Origin of the sequence: Pseudoalteromonas sp. P1-16-1b, assembly GCF_001401785.1 — a bacterium.
Classification (GTDB): domain Bacteria; phylum Pseudomonadota; class Gammaproteobacteria; order Enterobacterales; family Alteromonadaceae; genus Pseudoalteromonas; species Pseudoalteromonas undina.
The window spans coordinates 145050-165962 of sequence record NZ_LKGQ01000001.1 but is presented as its reverse complement, the minus strand read 5'-3'; the positions used below and the strand labels follow the sequence as shown (position 1 = coordinate 165962).

Annotated in this window: 19 protein-coding genes and 1 pseudogene; 18 read left to right on the top strand and 2 right to left on the bottom strand. The window is 38.8% G+C overall.

The features are described 5' to 3' along the window. The first annotated feature begins 2 nt into the window (after positions 1 to 2). The 13 genes from AN392_RS00680 to AN392_RS00620 all read left to right on the top strand — a co-directional run bounded on the left by AN392_RS00680 (position 3) and on the right by AN392_RS00620 (position 13705). Positions 3 to 1028, top strand: coding sequence for a hypothetical protein (locus AN392_RS00680; RefSeq protein ID WP_055011522.1), 1026 nt, complete (start codon positions 3 to 5; stop codon positions 1026 to 1028). Beyond that, positions 1025 to 1870 carry a hypothetical protein gene (locus AN392_RS00675; protein ID WP_055011521.1) on the top strand — a complete coding sequence of 282 codons (846 nt, stop codon included), beginning with the start codon at positions 1025 to 1027 and terminating at the stop codon, positions 1868 to 1870. The genes AN392_RS00680 and AN392_RS00675 overlap by 4 nt, the downstream gene beginning before the upstream one ends. Then, the gene (locus tag AN392_RS00670; RefSeq protein WP_082424774.1) at positions 1870 to 6666 is read left to right on the top strand and encodes a DNA/RNA non-specific endonuclease; all 4797 of its coding nucleotides are present in this window, start codon (positions 1870 to 1872) and stop codon (positions 6664 to 6666) included. Before AN392_RS00675 ends, AN392_RS00670 begins: the two co-directional genes overlap by 1 nt. A gap of 9 nt (positions 6667 to 6675) precedes the next feature. Continuing rightward, positions 6676 to 7434, top strand: coding sequence for an immunity protein YezG family protein (locus AN392_RS00665; protein WP_055011520.1), 759 nt, complete (start codon positions 6676 to 6678; stop codon positions 7432 to 7434). A gap of 131 nt (positions 7435 to 7565) precedes the next feature. After that, a complete protein-coding gene (locus AN392_RS00660; RefSeq protein WP_055011519.1) occupies positions 7566 to 8024 on the top strand; it encodes a hypothetical protein in 459 nt (152 codons plus the stop codon). Between the two features lie 109 nt (positions 8025 to 8133). After that, entirely contained in the window at positions 8134 to 8907 is a 774-nt protein-coding gene (locus tag AN392_RS00655) for a ChaN family lipoprotein (protein ID WP_055011518.1), read from the top strand. Further along, positions 8901 to 9488, top strand: a complete 588-nt coding sequence (locus AN392_RS00650) for a sel1 repeat family protein (RefSeq protein WP_055011517.1) — start codon at positions 8901 to 8903, stop codon at positions 9486 to 9488. Before AN392_RS00655 ends, AN392_RS00650 begins: the two co-directional genes overlap by 7 nt. 38 nt (positions 9489 to 9526) lie before the next feature. Further along, a complete protein-coding gene (locus AN392_RS00645) occupies positions 9527 to 10126 on the top strand; it encodes a hypothetical protein (protein WP_200908268.1) in 600 nt (199 codons plus the stop codon). 47 nt (positions 10127 to 10173) lie between these two features. Further along, positions 10174 to 10440, top strand: a complete 267-nt coding sequence (locus tag AN392_RS00640; protein WP_055011515.1) for a hypothetical protein — start codon at positions 10174 to 10176, stop codon at positions 10438 to 10440. Positions 10441 to 10500: 60 nt separating this feature from the next. Further along, a complete protein-coding gene (locus AN392_RS00635; protein WP_055011514.1) occupies positions 10501 to 11286 on the top strand; it encodes a hypothetical protein in 786 nt (261 codons plus the stop codon). A gap of 180 nt (positions 11287 to 11466) precedes the next feature. After that, entirely contained in the window at positions 11467 to 11976 is a 510-nt protein-coding gene (locus tag AN392_RS00630) for a DUF6795 domain-containing protein (RefSeq protein ID WP_082424773.1), read from the top strand. 37 nt (positions 11977 to 12013) lie between these two features. Then, entirely contained in the window at positions 12014 to 12511 is a 498-nt protein-coding gene (locus tag AN392_RS00625; RefSeq protein WP_306295544.1) for a DUF6795 domain-containing protein, read from the top strand. 27 nt (positions 12512 to 12538) lie between these two features. Next, positions 12539 to 13705, top strand: a complete 1167-nt coding sequence (locus AN392_RS00620) for a lipase family protein (protein WP_054201374.1) — start codon at positions 12539 to 12541, stop codon at positions 13703 to 13705. A 13-nt stretch (positions 13706 to 13718) separates the two neighbouring features. On the opposite strand, the gene soxR is transcribed toward AN392_RS00620, so the two are convergent. Beyond that, on the bottom strand, positions 13719 to 14177 hold the full coding sequence (soxR, locus tag AN392_RS00615; RefSeq protein ID WP_055011513.1) for a redox-sensitive transcriptional activator SoxR: 459 nt from the start codon (positions 14175 to 14177) through the stop codon (positions 13719 to 13721). 98 nt (positions 14178 to 14275) lie between these two features. On the opposite strand from soxR, the gene AN392_RS00610 reads away from it, so the two are divergent. From AN392_RS00610 to AN392_RS00600, 3 genes and pseudogenes are all read left to right on the top strand, one after another. Further along, on the top strand, positions 14276 to 14740 hold the full coding sequence (locus tag AN392_RS00610; RefSeq protein WP_055011512.1) for a flavodoxin family protein: 465 nt from the start codon (positions 14276 to 14278) through the stop codon (positions 14738 to 14740). 47 nt (positions 14741 to 14787) lie between these two features. Continuing rightward, positions 14788 to 15311: pseudogene (locus AN392_RS00605) on the top strand (DsrE family protein). Next, a complete protein-coding gene (locus AN392_RS00600) occupies positions 15311 to 15928 on the top strand; it encodes a GDSL-type esterase/lipase family protein (RefSeq protein WP_055011510.1) in 618 nt (205 codons plus the stop codon). Before AN392_RS00605 ends, AN392_RS00600 begins: the two are co-directional and overlap by 1 nt. 35 nt (positions 15929 to 15963) lie before the next feature. Here AN392_RS00600 and AN392_RS00595 read toward each other — a convergent pair whose 3' ends face one another. Next, entirely contained in the window at positions 15964 to 18213 is a 2250-nt protein-coding gene (locus tag AN392_RS00595) for a TonB-dependent receptor (RefSeq protein WP_055011509.1), read from the bottom strand. 279 nt (positions 18214 to 18492) lie between these two features. Between AN392_RS00595 and AN392_RS00590 the strand changes: the two genes are divergently transcribed. After that, positions 18493 to 19500, top strand: a complete 1008-nt coding sequence (locus AN392_RS00590) for a LacI family DNA-binding transcriptional regulator (RefSeq protein WP_055011508.1) — start codon at positions 18493 to 18495, stop codon at positions 19498 to 19500. A gap of 169 nt (positions 19501 to 19669) precedes the next feature. After that, positions 19670 to 20908 (top strand): sugar MFS transporter, encoded by a 1239-nt coding sequence (locus AN392_RS00585; RefSeq protein ID WP_055011507.1) that lies wholly within the window; start codon positions 19670 to 19672, stop codon positions 20906 to 20908. Positions 20909 to 20913 lie beyond the last annotated feature (5 nt).

The following is a 20913-nucleotide window of genomic DNA, read 5'->3' as shown; positions in this document are numbered from 1 at the left end:
CTTTGCTAGCGACCTATTTAAGTGATCATCAAGCACAATTACTACAAATTAGTAACGCTCAATTGTGCCCGTTTACGTGTGTAGGTCATGTTCGTTATTTAAGAAAAACCCTATTAGAAAGCTGCTGGGTAAACGCAAAAAACAATAATCAAAAAAATAATTTTAAATTGCCCACCACTGAGCAACTAGTCGAAATAATAACTAACACTAAAAACGATGAATTAGTTGCCCAAGCATGTATTGAAGTTATGGCTAACTTGCCACAAAATAAAAATATTATATTTATAAATGAACTGCTTAATCAGCCAGCGCTTAGTGCTTTTTTTAAAATCATTATAAATAAAGTGGTTATTCAACAGCATAGCTTTAACTTAATTCGGCTATTAAATTTAAACACCTTGTTTTTTGCTTACAGTGCTGATGATGAAATTCCCCCGCAAACTCTGGCAACTATAAATCAAATTCCCAGCCTTGCGCAGCACCACGAGCCACAGATATTAACGGCTATTTTTGATGCATTAAGTGAGCAAGCCCATCTATCACCCTTAATGTCGTTATTTTTGTTGTCATTAAATTTTGAGCAAGTAAATAGCTTAAGTAATCATGCCAGTAATACCTTATCGGTTGATCATACATTGCATATTTTATTACAAAGCGGTTTTGTAAAACTGATTGTTTTAGCCAATTCTTTATTACAACAGGTAGAGCAACCCGCGTTAATTATTGCGCTAATAAGACGCATGTTAGGTGATAAACTCGATCAGCTAGTGGAATACGATATTCAACGACTTGCTTGGCAAGGCGATGAAAGCGCGTTAATAGATTTTCAGCAGCAGTTAAAACATAACTGGCCTAAATATGAAACCGCCATGTCGAGTTTACGATTGATTGCAGGACAGCCTCTTGATGAAGTGCCTAATGCCATTTATTTATCAGCCATGGATAGCTATAGCCAAGGGGTGTTTAACTTATATCGCTATTATCAACACCTCGCTGCCAATAAAGCTCAGGACGAGGTGGCATCATGAGTGCATTTTCAATAGAGATGGTATGCTTTTCTGCCCCAAATATTAGCAGCGTAGATGCATTATTATTTGACGATAACAGTGCTGTTTTTAATGAACTGCAATGGCAGTCTTGGGATGCCTGTGTTTACGATTGCATAATTAAATCTAAAGAATTAATGGCAGAAGTCACAGACAGCACATTGCCGATGATTTGGTTACTTCCAGCGTTATCATTTCAAGATGAGCTAAAACAGTTATTAACTCAGAGCTTACAACAGTTATACCCCGATCATAGCAACGAGCTGATTTTTCATGGTGCAACAGCTGCACACTCTGCTATAGCTTTGGCCGGTGAAAAAAAATGGCAAAAATTTAATGTAATTGCTTTAGATGCAACTTTTAAAGCAAATAAACAGCAGCAGTTTGTATATCAAGGTGTAGGTGGTGCGTTGGCTGTAGTTGAAATGGTGCCTTGCGGGTGGTCGCAGGTAAGCCATGAAATTGCAGCATCTATTGATTTTAGCAAACATAATCAGTTTGCAGGTATGCTTACGCGATTAGCTGAACAAACAGAGAATAAGATTGATTTAATTTTTGCACCAGGAAATGGGGTCGACGATGATAGTTGGCTAAACAATTTACAGCTACTTACTAGCTTAATTGATGAGCACACATATTACGAACTACCCAATTATAAATTAGGGAAAATAGGCGCACTAGAAGGGTTGGTTAATTTGTACCAATTAACTACAAGCCCTGCAATTGTTGAGCATTTTAGTTATGCATTAATGCTTTCACAGGAGCAAGCTAAGCATCAAGGTGCAGCATCATACTTATGGATAAGTGAGGAAGTACACAGCTAATGCAAAGTAATACCGTTGTTTTACAGGGAATAAGTTACCCAATTTGCCTCGTCGCAGGTAAAGGTTCTGCGCCGTCGGGCTTTGTTGCTGTAGCAGCTAACACGCCGGAAAGTGCCAAAAATCAAATTGCGCAAGTAGGTAGTGCGCTTACAAGCGACGCTGCTAAGCGTTTAGACGTTATTAACTTACTTAACCTTGCAGGAGTGAGCTGTTCGCGCGGTGCGTCAGCCCGTGAAACCGCGAGTGTATTAACCCAAGCTTTGGTTGCAGATAAAATTAGTTGTTATCACCAAAAAGCTAAGTCGGCCATTCAGGTAAGTGATAACACCAATAGCGGCGCAGCAGGTAAAAAGCCAAGTAGTAAGAGCAGTTCAACAGCCTCAGGTAAAAGTGCCTCTCAAGCGCCGGCTAAAAACAGTGGCGGTGCAAGTAATAATACCCCAAGTGAAGAACCAATCACTAAACAAGAATGCCGCTCTGATCCGGTTTCTATGCTTTCGGGTGAAGAAATACTGCCGCTTATTGATTTCACCCTGGCAGGCAGTAAACAATTAATTTGGCGACGCCTATACCGTTCATCGCATGCGGATGTATGCAGCTCTATGGGTAATGGTTGGCGACATGACTTTATGGTGCAGCTAACTGAGCACTATTTACCGCCACCTAAAGTAGGCCCAAAACAAAAAGGCACCTACTGGTTAGAATACCAAGATGAGCATGGCGCTAAACATCGTTTTGAAAAAGTAAAACCGGGGCAATCGAGCTATCAATTAAGCAGTAATTTGGCGTTGCATTACCAAACTAATGGTAAGCAAGTATTGGTAACGCCGGATGATCAGCATCTTACGTTTAAAGCTGGCGAAAACTCATGGTTGCTCGAAAAAGTTATTAACGAAAAAGGCCAAAGTATTGGTTTTTATTACGATGCGAAAGAGCGCTTGCATCGCGTTGAGGTAAATAAAGCGCGTGGCTGTATTTTAAAATATAACCCGCAAGGGTTGCTGGCAAACATTTCGGCTTACCGTACTGGCGATAACAATAAGCCAGTATTACTTACGCCGTTACTTGCGCAATATGATTATGATGAAAACAAGAACCTCGTACGCGCCACAAATCAGCAGGGTGAAACAGAGCATTATGGCTATAACGCCGCTAACTTATTAACTAAGCGTACCCGTGCCAGTGGCTTTAGCCATCATTTTGAATGGGACAGTTACTCATCAAGTGCTAAGTGTATAAAACAGTGGGGCGATAACAACACCTATACGTATCAGTTTGAATATAATTTAGACGCTGGTGAAACAACCTGTATAGATTCGCGTGGTCATAAAGAGCACTTTGTACATAACGCGCAAGGTAAGTTAGTTAAGCACACCGACCCAAATGGTAATGTGTGGCAATACGGCTATAACGCACAAGGCCAAAAAATAACGGAAATAAAGCCAGATAGTAGTGAAATAAAATACAGCTATACCCCTTATGGTCAGTTAGAATCAATAACCCAGCCAGATGGCAGTGTCACTAAATTTGCTTACAACCAATTGGGTCAGCGTGTATTAACCACCTTGCCTGATGGTCAAACCATTACCCGTAAATATAGCGTGGCGGGTTTGCTGCAAAGTGAAACCTTTGGCGACGGTCGTACCGTACTTTACAGCTATGACAAATTTGGCCAATTAACCCAACACATAAATAAAGATGGGCAAGTCACTAAATTTGTATGGAACGAGCAAGGCGAGCTTTTAGCCAAGCACCATAACGATGAGCTTATTCGTTATAGCTACGACAGTTTAGGCCGTGTAAATGCCACCATTAATAACGTAGGTTTGTTGACTCAATATAAATACAATGAGCACGGCCAGCTTGCGCAAACCATTGCTTTTGACGAAAAAGCTCCTGAGAACAAACAGCATCAACATTTTAGTTACGATGATGCAGGGCGGTTAATTAGCTCGCAAAACAGTAAGGGTGATACCACCGAGCAACACTTTGAAGGGCTAAGCCAGCCACATTGTGTTATTCAGCCCGATGGCAGTGCACTGCATTTAACTTACGATAAAGAGCGTAACTTAACAGCCATTGAGCGTAGCGACGGCCATGTATACCGCATAAGTTATGACGCTAACGAAAACCCAACGCAAGTAACTGGATTCGATGGCACGTTACAGCAATATAAATACGATGCTTGCAACCGCTTAACCTCGGTTACACAAAGTGATAAACGCCATGTAAAAATAGAGCGTGATAAATTAGGCCGCGTAACTGCGCAGCATGCAAGTTTGGCAACCGATACTCACATCGTTAATAACGCCAATTACTACAGCTATAATCTGCAAGGTAAAATTACCCGTGCGCATAATGCACAATCAACTTTAAAGCAGCAGTTTGATAAAGGCGGGCGGTTACTGCGTGCTGAGCAAGTACATAATCAGCAACAAGCGCATACCTTAAAATACAGTTATGACGGCTACGGCAGAAGGCAATCACTGACCTTGCCAGATTCAAGTACGCTTAAATATAGCTACAATAAATTTGGTCAGCTAAGTGCTATTCATTTACAGCAAGCCAACAGCACGGCTGTTGAACTTGCACAGCTTAGCTACGACAGCCAAGGTAATATTCAAACGCAAAAGTTTGGTAATGACATAACCCTTACCCAACAATTTGATGTATTTAACCGCTTAACACAGCAGCAGTTAACCCATCCTGCGCAAGCACTATTTGATACCTGTAAGTACAATTACGACAGCGTAAATCAGTTGATTGCGCGTAAAGAGGAAGGCGTTAGTAGCCATAACATTAATTTTGAGTACAACAGCCTAGGCCAATTAATTCAGCAAAATCTAGTAAGTTCTGAGAACACAAAAACTACCCAATACCAGTGGGATAGCTTTGGTAACCCAGTTAGCCAGTCAAAAATTCAAAATAACGAATTAGCTGAGCAGCAGGCTACTGAGCCAAATGATGATAGCGATGCCATCAATAGGGTTGAAAGCAGTCAGTCAGAAAGCACATGTAATGTAATTCATAGTGAGTATAGCGATTCAAGTGTAGCAACCGCAGCCAGTAACCTAATCGAAGACGATTGGATTATTACAGGAGTCACTGATGCCGACCGTTTAACCCACTTTGGCGATAGCGACTTTCATTATGATGAATTTGGTAACCAAATACGCGAAACCGGCAAAGGCATAAAAACCCGCCGTGAATACAATGCATTTAATCAGCTAAGTTGCTTTAACAACAACGGCACGCTTACTCAATACGATTACGACCCACTCGGGCGTCGTATAGCTAAGCACACCGAGCAGGGCAAAATTGACTACATTTGGGATAACGACCAGTTAATTGGCGAATACCAACACGGTGAATATACCTGGTATATCAACCTGCCAAATCAATTTCACCCAGTCACGCTGATTAAAAAAGGCGAGGTGTACTACTACCACCTAGACCAACTTAATACCCCGCGTTTTGTAACCAACAACAAAGCAGAAGTAGTATGGGAAAACCAAGCGGATGTGTATGGCTATGAAGAATCAGAAGCCGAGCCTGAGTCAAATAAAAAAGACACCTTCACTCAGCCAATTCGTTTTCAAGGGCAATATTTAGACGAGGAGAGCGGCTTACATTACAACCGCTACCGTTATTACAGCCCCAAACAACAACGCTTCATAAACCAAGACCCGATTGGTTTAGTGGGTGGGATAAACCACTATCAATATGCGCCAAATCCGGTTAATTGGGTTGATCCGTTTGGGTTGAGTTGTAAGGAAGGATCTCCTACGGATAATCTAATTCCTGTTATAGGTGCTTCAGGTAAAATAGTTGAATATATTTCACCAGATACAAAACTACTTAGGTTCGAGAGTCCATTAGAAAGTACGCCGATGACACCCCATGAATCCCCGTTTTTTGACGTTTCAAAGGCAATGGAATATGGCTTGAAACCTGATTATTATCAAGCTTTATTTGCAGCTTCAGAAACAAACCTTGACGAGCTAACAAAGTTAAGGAAGAAGCAGGGATATTTTGATGATGATGTAGAGCTAAAACAAGCAACGGTTGGTGAATTGCTAGATAAAAACCCTGATGCGAAAGTGTTATCTGATTTTAGGTTTAATGGTTCTGTTTTAGGTAAGAAATCTGGGGGTTATATTGTAGTCACAAATAATCAACCAGAAAAACCAAAAGAGCCAGAAAAACCTAAAAAATTCAATTTTAAAAAGCCAAAAGCTGAGAATAATAAGAAAGAAAAGCCAATTGTAAAAATTTTGGCTGGAAGTGCATCGGATGAACCTGGAGGAAGAGGTAGTTGGGAGGAAGAACTTGAAAATCCGAAGCCTAATACTATATACGTAGTTACTTCTATCCATGATGGTCAACCTGCAACTTATACTTATGAAACGGACGATCAAAGACGTACAATAAAAGTTACAGGCAAGCTCAAAAAGTCAGCTATTGAAAAGCAAAAAGAAAGAGATAAAAAACACCGCAGCTCTAAACAAAGTCGTTATGGTGGCGATAACCCTGACTATGATGGCGGGCATTTAATTGGTACTCTATTTCAAGGCCCAGCAGAAAAGATAAACTTAGTACCTCAACTAAAAGGCCAAAATCGTTACGGCGAATGGCGAGAGATGGAAAAGAATTGGGCTAAAGAATTGGATAAAGACAACAAAGTTGAAATAGAAATATTAGCAGAATACGATGGTGATGACACTACACCAAAGTCATTACGTGCAACCTCCATTGTAAATGAGGTAAGACAACAACCTCAACATTTTGATAATTAAGGAATTTATTTGTTTAATAATATAGATGAAATATATAACCACATTGGGCAGAGTATGTTTGAACACTTACCTGAAAAATGGGACAAAGCATACTTAGAAGTGAATTTACACCGATTAAATGTGTCAATATCGATTGATCCTAAATACACGTATGAACAACAGATTTTTGATTTTGATTTAGATGTCATTAATGGTGTTTATAAAAATTCAATGTGTAATAAGGCCTTTTATGCTCTATATACGATTATGCAAAAGGACAAAGATGATGTTCCATGGAATAAAGCGCGTTTTGAAATAACATCTGAAGGGGACTTCTCAATTGACTTTAAATATGATGAAGATTTCGCGTGGTACAAATCACTCGATATCGATAGTCAAGAATATGATGATCTTGATATAGACGTTATAAATCAAATAAAGTCATGGGAAGGCTTGCCTGAAAGTTACCCTAGATATTGGGCGAAAACGCTATTAGTACTTCCAAATGTAGATACGTTAACGAGAGCAGATGTTTCTGCGTTTACTTTAAAACATAATAACTCAGCACTGTTGAAAGAGCACTGGCAAGATAAGTACTCCGATAATGCAATGCAATTATGGGAAGAGGTAAAGCAAACCTATAAAAATAAATTGGAAAGCAAATACAGTATAGAAGAATTAATATTTGTCCTTAATTATGACTTCGCTGTTATGCCTTATCAAAACTCTGAGGAAGATGATTTAGGGTTTTATAAATGGATATTTATAGAAATTTCAAAACTAAGTTAAAAATATTTTTAGTTTTTCTATACTTTATTTATAAAAATTGAAATAACAAAGACACCCACATAAAATGATGGGTGTTTACTTGCTGGTTACAACTGTAACTAAAATAGGTAGTGTTAAAAAGTGGACTTTCGGTGTCATTAATAAGAACAGTACAACCTGTTGGACTGGGTGGTTTTAAAAGCTTAACTGATGTAATAGCTGTACAATCCACGCTAAAAATACTACTAAGACCTATCTCGCTTTCACAAGTTTTAACTTGTGCTTTATTGCTTACGCTAAGTCATACCGCCTTCGCGTCAGAGTATTTAAATATAAAAGTAACTAAACCTATAAAAGTAGATTACAAAGCAAAGCTATCGCAGTCATTAAAGTTTGAGCAAGTAAAATTACTCCACAAAGATAAGACAGGTATTTGCTGGACTACAAGGGATATCAACTCAGGGCATACGAACTGCCTAATTACACTAAGAAGTAATGTAGGCAATATTAGTATTGATGATGGGGTTATTAGCGCAAAGAATACTAAGTTAGTTGAAGAGCACTCTATTGAATCAGTTATGCTTTATTATTTTGATTTATTAGATGCATAAGTTAAGAGTTAGATGTATTCAATTGTGATAACAAGAGTGCAATATTAAATCAGTGCTACTAATTTGTTATTCTGAATAACATTAAGAGTTTTAAATATATGGAAATATAATGAATAAAATAAACACGGATGTAAATTACAAAACAATGGCGAGCAATGCGCGTTTAGTGATGCTTGGCGAATCGAGCCATAGTGCTGCCGGCTATAAATATGAAGCTATAAAAGCGATTAGGCAGTTAAAGGCTGCGGGTTTTACACATTTTGCTATAGAAATGCTGCCTAGCTCGATGCAGGAAAAAATTGAACTTTATCAACGAACAGGTAAAGGCTTTAACATAATACAGCAATATTTTGATAAATATTGGACACACGGTGATTTTACTCCTCAAGCCTATGGTGAGCTGGTAAAGGCGGCACGCAATGCAGGAATGAAGATAGTTGCATTGGATGTTTCTGTAGAAACCATGGAAGTAATGGATAGTGTATGCCCATCGACAAAAGCCGTGACTGGGGAGTGTTTTGACGCGCATACGTTTAGAAACGATCTTTGGGCTTATAATTTAGCTACAATCCTCAAGAGAGCTAAGCAGAATAAAATTGTTGCTTTTATGAGTCGATGGCACGCAGTTAAGAATTTAAAGTATCAAATAGGTATTGATTCTTTAATTAAAGAGCACGGTATTCAAAATGTTCGCTTTATTGATTTTATTGGTGGCTTATCTTGTTACAGTGACAGACCGTGCAAGGGGATGTCTAGCCAACAAGAGACTTTGAAAGGACAATACTTCTACAAAGAGGGCTTTCCGTATGAAAGTACGGTTAAGTCATTTCAAGTTCATCTACCAGAAAAGCGTATTAATAATGATGGATCATTCCAATGGTAAAAGTACTAGTTACACTTGCGTTAGCAATTAGTTTTTTTACTTCTATGGATACTAAAGCATCCATGTTTCCGAATATAGATATTAATGATCCGAACTTAACCGTTAAAATTGCAGCTAAGCAATGCGAAAAAAGCTATATGCATGCACCTAACAAATTAGAAGAATGGTGTGAAAAAGCTTACGAAATGGGTCACTTGGAGTCCTTGTATTATATTGGTATGTATACTGGGGATGGTTCTCGTTATTTAGATGAATTAAATATTCGAATTGAACAAGGTGAAGCTAATGCTATTAATACATTAGCTTGGTTATACCAAAGCGGCCGTTTAGTTAAAAAAGATTTAAGTGAAGCTTTACGCTTATATAAGCTTTATCTAGAACAAGAAAATAACCAAGCAATTACACTTAAAACTTCTACACATTTTGAGTTAGCCACAATTTATAGAAAGCTGGGTATGTGGGATGAAGTAATAACTCATACTCAATATGTAATTGATAATGCAAAAAGAGAAGGTCGTAGGGAGCTTGCACAGAGATGGCGAGATGAGGCCGAAACATCTTTGAAAGAAAGTTATTTGTGAGTTTTTTACGCGTATTTAGCTTTTCACTTGGAAGTCATGTGACAAAGTATATATTAATTAGTGCACTGTTTACTTTTAGCTTAATTAGTAATGCCGCTGGCCCTCGATGGGATAATTCAATAGATATAAATGCTCCAGATTTGACTGTATTAGCTGCCGCAGAGCAGTGCCATAAAAGCTTAATTAACGCGCCTGAGTATCTTGAAGAGTGGTGTGAAAAAGCTTATGAAATGGGATACTGGAAGGCACTGGTTACACTAAGCCTCCATAATGGAGATGGAACTCGATTATTAGAGGAGGCCAAAAAGCGGGTTGCGGCAAAAGATCCAAAAGCTTATTCAACTTTAGCTTGGTTATATGGCAGTGGTATGTTTGTGGAGCAAGATATTAATTATGCTATTTCCCTTTACAAAGAGTTTTTAGCATTAGATGCAGAATTGCCAAATTCGTTAGTTGCTGCTGCGCACTTTAAGTTGGCAAACTTATATAAATCGCAGCAGAATTGGCTTGCAGTAAATGAGCATGCACAATATGTTATTGACCACAGCCCTTTAGCTTATGATAAAGAACGAGCTGTTATTTTGTTAGAGTTAGCTAAAAAAGAAATTTTGATTAAAAAATCATTGAATGAAAATTGAAATAAAAAGGAACTATAAACGCCAAACTTAAGGCTTATAGAATTATTATGGAACAACAAAACCAACAAACACTAACCAATCTTGTATACGATATTTACGAGGATCCAACCAAAATTGAAGAGCATCAAGAGCTTATTCAACCATTATTGAGCGATTTAGTCGCAACTGCGCCTGCGGGTTTTGAAGGCATGGCGACGATGATCAATACTCATATTTCAAACGGGTTTAAGTTTAAAAACCCTAAAATACAAAAGTTTGAGCTTGAGTCGGGCTTATTAAAGCTTAAAACCTACCTGCAAAAAATAAACCTTTAATTAGTTTCATAATTGCCAATACTCTCGGCGCAGTGTGTTGGCTGTAATCAAGGATGATAAATGACTCTTATAAATACCTGCATTTTAATGCTGTTTTTACAGCCATTATTTGTTTATTTAGCACTTTTTAAACAGTCAAAATATAGTGTTAAGCCCAAAAGCTCGTTAGATAATGAAGATTCAATGTTTTTATTTATTGCCCCTGGCTTATCGGTTTTTTATCTTGATCAGTTTTGGGTCGCGCTGCTTTATTTAGGTAGTGTGTGCTTGTTGGGTGTATTGCTAGCTAAAATTGTAGAAAGTAAGGCAAACAAGCAATTGACCAGAGACGATTCAATAGGGTTTATGGTCGCCAGTTTTATCTTTTTTGGAATGATAAAGTTAATTATTGTTGCGGCTGCGTATTTTTTTACCGATGACGCTTCAAGCGCGATAACAGAAGATTTAAGCCCAGCTAAAGAGCCCTCATTGACGATTAGCCAAATGTTTAGTGTGGATTATTTGTATAGCCAGTTTAAACCTACGGTTTATTTTTTAGCATTAATGGTAGTGACCTTAGTGCTCAAAATTATTGAGTACAAGTTTTCTTTAAAGGAGGCGCTTTCAGGCATACTTATTATGCTAAGCGCTATATTAGTCGGTATTTCCCCACTATTTGGCGAAGCTTATATATTAGGCTTAATTGCTAACTTTTTTATTTTTTTTATAGTGTGCTCTACATGTATTGAAATAGACAAAATAGGGGATGCATCGGGTGGCGCTATTGCTATTTTATATGGCTATATATTAATGATGGGACTTGGGTTTAGCATTATATGTAAGCTGGTTTATGAATTGTTTTTTTAGGGAATGATTTATTGCTTGTTTTTTGCTCTAAATGCTTGCAGTGCGCTTTGTACCCAATTAGAATAAATTTTAGTTGAAATGGCAATTTCATTAACACTGATATAGTTAAGAGTTTAAAACGTCATTAAATAGCAATACGACACGTGTATTTTGAGGCTAACAGTTGGGAGCTTGTATATTTTGTTATCACGTTTTAAAGCTCACTTTTTGGTAATTGTATCTATTGCTATTATTTTTACTACAACACAGACTTGTGCAGATATATTTGGTTTTTTCAATAAGCAGGATTTTGTTTTATCGGCTCCGATGAAGGGGCAATTATTAGATAAAGGGCAGCCTGTTGCAAATACTAAGGTTGTACGTGCGCTTACTTATGGTGATGAATATAAAGATGAAGCAATAACCGATCATAATGGTTTTTTTACCTTCACAGAAAAATCTATAAAAACGAGTAAGCCTGCAAACATGTTTGATAATGAATCACTGGTTCAACATGTTTATTTAGAAAATGGTACGCCTGAGGGCGTTGTTCTTTGGTACATAACCGTGTCTATGCACGAGGGGAGTGATACCCTAAAAAGCTTACTCGCTGACTTAGAGTGTGATATTGCCAAAGACCCACAAACATACGACATACCTATAGAAGAAGAGCCAGAGCACTTCTTTACGATATATGGTGCATGCATTTGATTTATTGGAGATTATATTTTTGATGGAGCGGTTTAAGTTGCCATTACTCATTGTAGTTGTGGCTATTCTAATTTTATTTACTACAACACAGGTTTTTGCAAATATGTTTGGTTTTTTTAGTAAGGAAGATTTTGTGTTATCAGCTCCAGTTGAAGGGCGTTTGCTTTTTGATGAGCAACCTGTTGCTGGTAAAAAGGTATTTCGTAGACTAAATTATGGCGATGAATATATTGATGAAGTAACAACAAGTAGTGATGGTCGTTTTTCTTTCCCTAAAAAAGTTATCAAAACATCAAAGCCATCAAACATGTTCGACAACGAATCTGTTATACAACACATATACACATTAGATGAGAATGCAAAGGAAGTTACTATTTGGGCTGTTAGGCTATTTCCTTATGAGCATAAAGATACGCTAACCAAATACTTAAGTAATTTGGTTTGTGATATCGCAAATGAGCCAGAAACGTTTGATATAGCTGCTAAAGATAATAAGCAGCATACATTTGCAGTTTTTACCACCTGCAAGCTCTAACGTTTAAAACCAATAAAAGGATTTAAAATGAATACGTTAACACCTACTCAGGCAGTCCAATTAGCATCACTTGCTTATGATGCTAAAGAATTAAAAAATACAAAACTATTAAATGGGCTATTGCATGCATCCTTACGAGATCAGTTTGATTTTTCTATCAATAATAGATCCATACAAGGTGTGTCAGGCGGGTTTTTCTCTCATTTATTTGGTTTAAGTACTGGGTTTGGCCTTGTTGCACACGGTAAAAATTCATTTCAAGGTGATTCAGTAATCACTATTCGTGGCACGGCTTCTCTTAGAGATGGGCTAACAGATGCACACTTTGGTTTAAGCGGTGGCTCTAACGGCAGTATGGTACATGCTGGGTTTAATAAAACCTTTTATAGTATGAAACCTGCACTACAAGAGTTCGTTGCTGCAAATATAAGAGATAAAATGACCGGCTGTGTGCACATTGTTGGTCATAGTTTAGGTGGTGCATTGGCTACGCTTTCAGCCGATTGGATAAAAGCAGAGTATTCGTTGCCGGTTAAATTATATACGTTCGGCTCACCAAGAGTGGGGCTTGATAACTTTTCACGCGCTGCCACCTCTCGTATTGATAAAATATACCGCTGTACACACGGCGCTGATCCAGTTACAAAAGTGCCTTTGTGGCCATTTTCACATGCGCCCTACAATGGCCAAGAAATTCGTCTTGATAATGGTCAGGGCCTTAAAGGCGCAGCCCACAAGTTAAGTGGTACGCCAGGCTATGTTAATACTGCAAACAGTAATGATTGGGGTAATTTAACTGTAAAAGCAAACCACTTTTTAAGCACGCCGGTACGTTTGAAGTTTGAAGACAGAAATCAAGCTTCATTTAGTTCGCATTGGGCAGATAAACTTGGCGCTGCGTTAGTTACCTTATTAAAAGATTCGGGCTACTACAGTGCTGTTGCGGCGCAAGCAGCCATAGGTACAGGTTTAACTTTTTACGATATGCTGGCGCGAACGCTTGATAAAATAGCCAAAGCGTCAGCTTCATTTGCAACACAAACCTTAGGTTTACTCGGGCACATGTTAGTGTTTGCTGGCAAAGTTATTAGTAAAGCCGTAGAGCTGACTTACAGTTTTATTAAATCGGTATTTGATTCAACTCTAGGGGCATTATATCGCGCTGCCCGAGAAGGCTTAAATGGTCTAGATTAAGGTTTTATAAGCCTTAATCTCGCTCTAACAAAATGGCACCACTTTGGGTTTCACCTAAGTGGTCGTCTTTGTTATAAATAGGGCACTTACTCATTGATAAACACCCACAGCCAATACAGCCATCAACCCGTTCACGTAAACGTTGCATATAAGCAATACGCTCATCAAGTTTCTCTTGCCATTGCTTTGAAAGTGCAGACCAATCTTTTTGGGTCGGCGTGCGTTGCTCTGGTAACGTTGCTAGAGTTTGTTTAATTTCTTCTAGCGTGATCCCCATCGCTTGTGCTGCTTTTATAACTGCTACTCGCCTTAGTACATCTGGTTTAAAGCGTCGTTGATTGCCACTGTTTCGCCAACTGCGTATTAGCCCTTTATTTTCGTAAAAGTGCAGTGTAGATACCTTAACGCCACTGCGTTTAGCGACAAACCCAACCGTTAAGTTGGCTTCAGTAAGCTTTTTTTGTACCGCCATCACTTTAATTCCTTTTAAAAATTAAATTATTTCTTATTGACCTGAACTTAACTTGAGGTTTTAAGCTTTGCTCCATCATAAGAAAAGGAGCTAACCCAATGCAAGAAAAATCAGCACACAATATCGCAATCATATATTCAAGTGGATGTAAAAATGGCAATACTACCGCGCAAGTTAATGCCTATAGTAAGCAACAAAGCGGCATTGTTTTTTGCTTAGATGATTATGTTATTTCACCTTATCGCTACGATAAGCAGTATCACAATGATGATTTTTATAATTTGTTTGAAGTGTTACTTCGTTACGAACATTGGGTAATTGCGTCACCTATTTATTGGTATAACACCACGCCACAAATGAAAGCGTTTATGGATAGAATTACTGATTACATGGATGATGAGGCGTTACAACCGAAACTTAGAGCTTTACGACAAAAACAGTTTTCACTGTTGTCTAATGCTGCATCTCCCTCTGCGCCAGACGCATTTATCGATATGTTTAAACATACCTTTAATTATTTAGGAATGACTTTCAAAGCACATTCACATGTTCAGGCTAGTTAATCACGTTAAATAGCGTTAGGCTAAACAAAAAGTAAAAAGGATGATGTATGAAAACGTTACTTATTGGCTCAAGCTTACTTTTGGCTAGCTTTAGTACTCTTGCTGCAGAGCCTGCGCCTGTTATTAAAGACTATGGTTATTTTTATAATGTGCCCGAGCATGTGTCTGATTTAAACCAAGCGCAGTTTAAAGTTGCCTTTGATGTAGGTAAAGGCGCTGAAAAGGGCGTGCAAAATAATCATATTAATTCGTTAGCGCGATTTATTAATATGCATGTGGCTCACGGCGTAAAACCAGAAAATATTCAGCTTGCGCTGGTGGTACACGGTGGAGCCAGCGTTGATGTACTGAAAAACAGTGATTATAAAGCTCGGTTTGAAAAAGATAACAAAACCGAATCTTTAATTAAACAGCTGCTTGCTAATAACACGCAGGTATATGTATGCGGGCAGTCGGCAATGCATATGAAGGTAGCAGCAGATCAGCTTATACCTGGGGTGAAAATGGCGCTTTCAGCGATGACAGCCCACGCCCAGTTACAGCAACAAGGCTATCATTGAATCCGTTTTAATGAATATTCTGTGTTTTGGTGATTCTAATACCTTTGGTATTTCTCCTGTTGATGGCAAACGGCTGAGCGAAATTGAACGCTGGCCTACTTTATTAAAGCAGCAGTTGGGCACCGGCTTTGAAGTGATTGAAGCCGGGGAGCCTAATCGTACTTTAGTCAATAACCCCCCGTTTATGGGAGGTAAATCGGGCATTAAATATTTAAAACCGTATCTGGAAGCGCACACTGTTGATGTTGTTATTATTCAACTCGGTACTAATGACTTAAAAGCACGTTTTGCACTGTCTGCTATCGATATTGGCAAAGCGCTTGAGGAGTTAATTTTAGCCATTAAAGCCTTTTATCACTGTAAAACAATACCAAAGATAATCATTATAAGCCCGCCCAAGGTTCATGAAGTGGGAAGTTATAAAAGTATTTACGCAGGTGCAGGTATAAAAGCTGAACAATTATCTATTGAATTTAAAGCCGTCGCCTATCGTCACACGTGTGTGTTTTTAGATTGTTATCCGCTGATACAATCTTGCAATAAAGAGGGCATACATTTACCTGTTAGTGAGCATAGAGAGCTTGCTAATAGGTTGACACCTATAATAAAAAAAGCCGCAGTATATTAATCACCGCGACTTTAATTTATTACTTAGGGAGTGTATTAAAATGCGTAACTAACACTTAAGCGTGTTGTACGCGGCATAATGTAACGGCCATTGGGGGCGTCGGCATTGCGCGGGTCGCCTTCAGTGATGCCTTGCTCGTCGGTTAGGTTATCTATGGCTAATTGCAGTTTAATGCCTTCCATTGGTTCAATAATTAAACCTAAGTCTACTTTTTCGTAGCCATCAAGTGTTACGGTGTTTTCGTTATTACCAAAGCGGTCATCCACTGCTGACAAAGTACCATATAAAGTGGCATACATGCCGTCTACTTCAAAGTCATAGCTTGGTGTTACACGTACTTGCCATTTAGGTTGGCGCTGTGCGTCGTTACCTTTATTTTCAGGGCTTTCAGTGATTTCGGTCTGTTGTAATGTGGTATTTAAATTAACAGAAAAGCCAGATTCATGATTAAAGTTATAATCAAGTTCAACACCATACGCTTCGTTGGTTAAAATTTCAGCCGGCACACCCGGGCGACTTACAAAGGTATCGCCTTTTACTTCATTGACAAAAAAGGTGGCGTAGAAGTCGGTAGAGTCTGAAATAAGTTTGTAACCTAGTTCGCCCTGCGTTACTTCTTTAATTAGTTTTTCACCCCCTTGGTATGCGCCAAAGTTATCTCTAAAGTCATCAAAATATGGCATTTTATAACCACGGTTAACACGTGCAAACACGCCCATGTCGTCATTAATTGAATAGTTTAGACCAGTTGTCCATGAGGTTTTACTTTCATCGTAATCAACAGTTTTAGTGATAATACCGTCAAGGTCTTCATCAACACTGTATTGCACGTCATGGTTTTCTTTACGTACACCTAAATCAAGCGTAAATGCATCTGCAAATTTGTATTGGCCTGTAAAGTAAAAGGCATTGGTGCGAGCATCGCCTGTTGAGCTAATATCGTAATTAAAACCACACCCGGCAGTGCTTTGGTTACATTCAATGCCATTTAATGACTCACCACCGGCTTCTAGCACGTGATACGCCGTATTACCTAAGCTCCACCAATCGCTCGCAGATGTGCTTGCGGTGTAATAACCCAAAGTGGCCGATAAATCGCCAAATTGCTTTGAAAAGGCTAAGTCGTTAGTAAACGAGCTTATTTCTTTTAATACTACCCAGCGACCCAGTTGCTGAATCGCGGTGTCACTAGCATATTCGGTGTTAGTCACTGCACCGAATGCCGTTTGACCATTGTCAGCCACTTCACCAATTGTCGTTGCTGAACCATTAGGTACTAGGCCAAATGTATTGGCATCGCCTTTAGTAATATTAAAACGATCTATAAATTGCCAGCCATTATCAAATTCTAGTTTAATGCTACCGCCGGATACATGGCCATCCCATCCTCGGCCATCACCTAGGTCAATATCGTGTGCTTGCGCATCTGGGCCGGTAAAAATCGTCGCTTGACGGTTAAGTGTGCCTAATTGAGTATACTGGGCGTCAATACCGTCAACGTTTAATGGGGTGGGTAAGTACCAAGCACCGTGATCGTCTGTTTGACGGGTATAAAAGTTAAGCTCGCCATTGTCTAACTCTTTAGTAATGTTAATTGTAAATTGGCTTCCTTTTTCTGAGGTAAACCCTGCATCACGAATACCCGGTGAGCTTTTAACATAGCCGCCTACCATGAAATATAGGTCGTCGGTGATTTCACCACTTAGCACAGCATCAACCCGTTGTAAGTCGTAATCTGAGGTGGTGTATTTAAATAAGCCTTGAGTATCTTCACTGCCACGCTTTAACCTAAAGTTGGTTGTTAAACCAGGCTGACCATTGGATAGCACAGGGTTAGGACCACCACGCAGTGCTTCCATCGTTTCAATCGTTTCATCGATTCTAAATAACGATGAGTTTTCTAAAAATGAAAGAGTAGGCGCAGGGTAAACTGGCGAGCCTTCAATACTGAGTGTTAAAAATGGCGCATCACCACCTCCTGGAAAACCACGTACAAATACGTTGGCACCAGACTCACCACCAGAGCTTTCTACCCACACACCGGGAACAGCTTTAAATAAGTCAGCAGTACTTTTTGGTGATAATTTTATAATTTGTGATGAATCAATATTTGTTACTGCGTAGCTGGCATCAATTTTTCTGATCCCAACACCTGCGGGGGTACCAGAAACGACAATTCGCTCAACTTTTTTTTCTTTTGCTTGTTCTGCTGCAACAGCAGCGTGTGTGCTTAGGGCTAAAGTAATTGCACAGGCTAGCATGCTTTTTGCTTTATTGAATTTCATGTGTGAGATCCCGTTTTTAGTGTGTTAAACAGTGTGTATTACAGCGAGATTGATTAAATTTTAATGTAAACAAGCTGTATAAATTGAAACTCTAGAGATAAATGCAAACGTTTGCAATATTTATTTGTAAATTATTTATTAATATGGGTGTTGTTTTATTGAGCGTAATTATACAAGAGCGTAATTTTTAAGTTAATGGGCAAGCCAGTAAAAAATAATAATGCTATATTGTCAGTAAGTTAGATATAGCAACAGTCGCAGTGGAGCGTTTAGGGTTTTATGAATAATAAAAAAATTAAATTAGCTGATTTAGCAAAGCTTGCAGGGGTATCTACCTCAACGGTTTCGCGCGCGCTGAATAATAACCCCCTCATTAAGCAAGAAACCCGCGATAAACTTCAGCAGCTTGCAAAAAAACATAACTTTAGCCTTAACACGGCGGCTAGCCGTTTGCGTACGCAAAAGACCAATGTTGTTGCCGTCATTATTAATCTTGATGAGCAAACCGAGCAGTCAATTAGCGATCCATTTTTACTCAAAGTGGTGAGTGAAATTAACCTTGCGCTTAATCAGCAGGGTTTAGAGTTGTTGTTATCTAACTCTATTATGGCGCAAGATGACTGGGCTAATTACTTTATTAATGGCCGCCGAGCAGATGGTATTATTGTTGTAGGGCAAGGAAAAAACCAAACTAATATAGAAGCGGCTGCCGATGCAGGTATTCCTTTAGTGGTATGGGGAGATCCAAAAACGCAAAGCAACTATCCTATTGTCGGCAGCGATAACTACTTAGGAGGAATGCAAGCGACCGCTCATTTAATAGAACACGGTGCTAAAAATATTTTATTTTTAGGCGATCCTGAGCATGGTGAAATTAGTGAAAGGCATCGTGGTTACGCTGCTGCACTTTCTACCCATAAACTTGAGCAGCATGTTATATCCATTGATATTACCAGTCGCTCAGCGTATCAAGCAATTAATCAGTTATTACGTGAAAAAGGGTTGTATTTTGACGCGATTATGGCCTGTAGTGACATGGTTGCACTGGGGGCGATGAAAGCGCTGAAAGAGCGCTACGTAAGTATTCCCAACGATGTGGCACTGGTTGGATTTGATGACATTGCCATGGCTGATATTAGCCATCCTTCACTTTCTACAATTAAACAAAACACCCAATTTGCTGCGACTTTGTTAGTTAAAAAGTTAATACAACAGTTTTCAGGTGAAAAAGCCGAATCACAAGTTATTGATATAGAATTAATTACTCGCCAGTCAAGCAAACGTTAACTTAGTATGCATGTATATTAATTGTTAAATTTAAAATGCAAACGATTGCAATGGTATTTGTTCTACACTAAACTCTGGATTTACTGACTAACACACACGGTAATTTACCAGCTATGGGTAATTTGCTTTATAAAAGTTATGGCGTATGTAGCTATAAACGAGGCAAGCAATGAGTAAAATAAAAATCACACTGGCAATTGCTGCAAGCTATTTTATTTTCGCAATACTATTAAATAGCGTAGGCACTGTTATTTTGCAGGCTATAAACACACTAGGAGTAGGCAAAACAGAAGCGTCGGTTTTAGAGGGGTTTAAAGACATATCAATTGCAATAATGTCATTTGTTGTTGCTTCATTTATACCGCGTTTGGGCTACAAGCTTGCAATGCTGCTAGCACTGATAGTTGTCGCAATAGCGTGTTTTTGTACGGCTGTAATAAGTGACTTTTACATGTTTAAAGTGTTATTTGCTGCTGTGGGTTGTGGTTTTGCGGTCGTTAAGGTGTCGGTTTATTCAATTATTGGCCAAGTGACTGAGGATGCAAATAGTCACTCATCATTACTGAACACCATAGAAGGCATTTTTATGGTGGGTGTATTAAGTGGCTATTGGGTATTCACCGCATTTATAGACCCTGTTGATAGCAATGCGTGGTTGAATGTTTATTACCTATTAGCAGCGCTTACGCTTTTGGTGGTTGTTAGTGTTGTGATAGCACCAATAAAGCCTGCTATCAAAGGTCAAAGAAGCAACTCGGGTTGGAATGACTTTATTGCTATGCTCAAACTTACCTATCAACCGTTAGTGCTGATTTTTATTATTAGTGCATTTTTGTATGTGTTAATCGAGCAAGGGGTAGGGACTTGGTTGCCTACATTTAATAATCAAGTTTTGCAATTACCAGTAGCTATTAGTATACAACTAGCGAGTATTTTTGCCGCAGCTCTTGCTTTAGGGCGCTTAGTGGCGGGCCAAGTATTAAAGCATATTCATTGGTTTGTAGTACTTAGCTGTTGTTTAGTTGCTATGGCTGCATTGATCATTATTACCTTACCACTAACGGAAAACTTACCTAAAAGCGAGGTGAATAGTTTATTTGATGCGCCTCTGGCGGCGTTTGTTTTGCCATTAATTGGCTTTTTTATGGCGCCCATTTATCCGGTACTCAACTCAGTCATGCTCAGTGCGCTTCAAAAGCATCAACATGCTGCAATGACAGGGTTAATCGTTGTGTTTTCAGCACTTGGTGGCACCACAGGGTCGGTGATAACCGGGTATGTATTTGAGCACTTTAGTGGCCAGCATGCTTTTTATCTTTCACTTGTGCCCATTAGTTTAATTTTTATTAGCGTGATTATTTTTAAAAAACGCACCCATGCCATTTCACAACACGCAGTCAATAGTTAATAGAT

Coding starts and splice junctions, on each gene's coding strand:
- soxR (WP_055011513.1), bottom strand. CDS start 14,177: ATGGCGGTACAAAAAAAGCTTACTGAAGCCAACTTAACGGTTGGGTTT.
- AN392_RS00635 (WP_055011514.1), top strand. CDS start 10,501: ATGACTCTTATAAATACCTGCATTTTAATGCTGTTTTTACAGCCATTA.
- AN392_RS00585 (WP_055011507.1), top strand. CDS start 19,670: ATGAGTAAAATAAAAATCACACTGGCAATTGCTGCAAGCTATTTTATT.
- AN392_RS00600 (WP_055011510.1), top strand. CDS start 15,311: ATGAATATTCTGTGTTTTGGTGATTCTAATACCTTTGGTATTTCTCCT.
- AN392_RS00670 (WP_082424774.1), top strand. CDS start 1,870: ATGCAAAGTAATACCGTTGTTTTACAGGGAATAAGTTACCCAATTTGC.
- AN392_RS00675 (WP_055011521.1), top strand. CDS start 1,025: ATGAGTGCATTTTCAATAGAGATGGTATGCTTTTCTGCCCCAAATATT.
- AN392_RS00590 (WP_055011508.1), top strand. CDS start 18,493: ATGAATAATAAAAAAATTAAATTAGCTGATTTAGCAAAGCTTGCAGGG.
- AN392_RS00640 (WP_055011515.1), top strand. CDS start 10,174: ATGGAACAACAAAACCAACAAACACTAACCAATCTTGTATACGATATT.
- AN392_RS00650 (WP_055011517.1), top strand. CDS start 8,901: ATGGTAAAAGTACTAGTTACACTTGCGTTAGCAATTAGTTTTTTTACT.
- AN392_RS00610 (WP_055011512.1), top strand. CDS start 14,276: ATGCAAGAAAAATCAGCACACAATATCGCAATCATATATTCAAGTGGA.
- AN392_RS00655 (WP_055011518.1), top strand. CDS start 8,134: ATGAATAAAATAAACACGGATGTAAATTACAAAACAATGGCGAGCAAT.
- AN392_RS00620 (WP_054201374.1), top strand. CDS start 12,539: ATGAATACGTTAACACCTACTCAGGCAGTCCAATTAGCATCACTTGCT.
- AN392_RS00595 (WP_055011509.1), bottom strand. CDS start 18,213: ATGAAATTCAATAAAGCAAAAAGCATGCTAGCCTGTGCAATTACTTTA.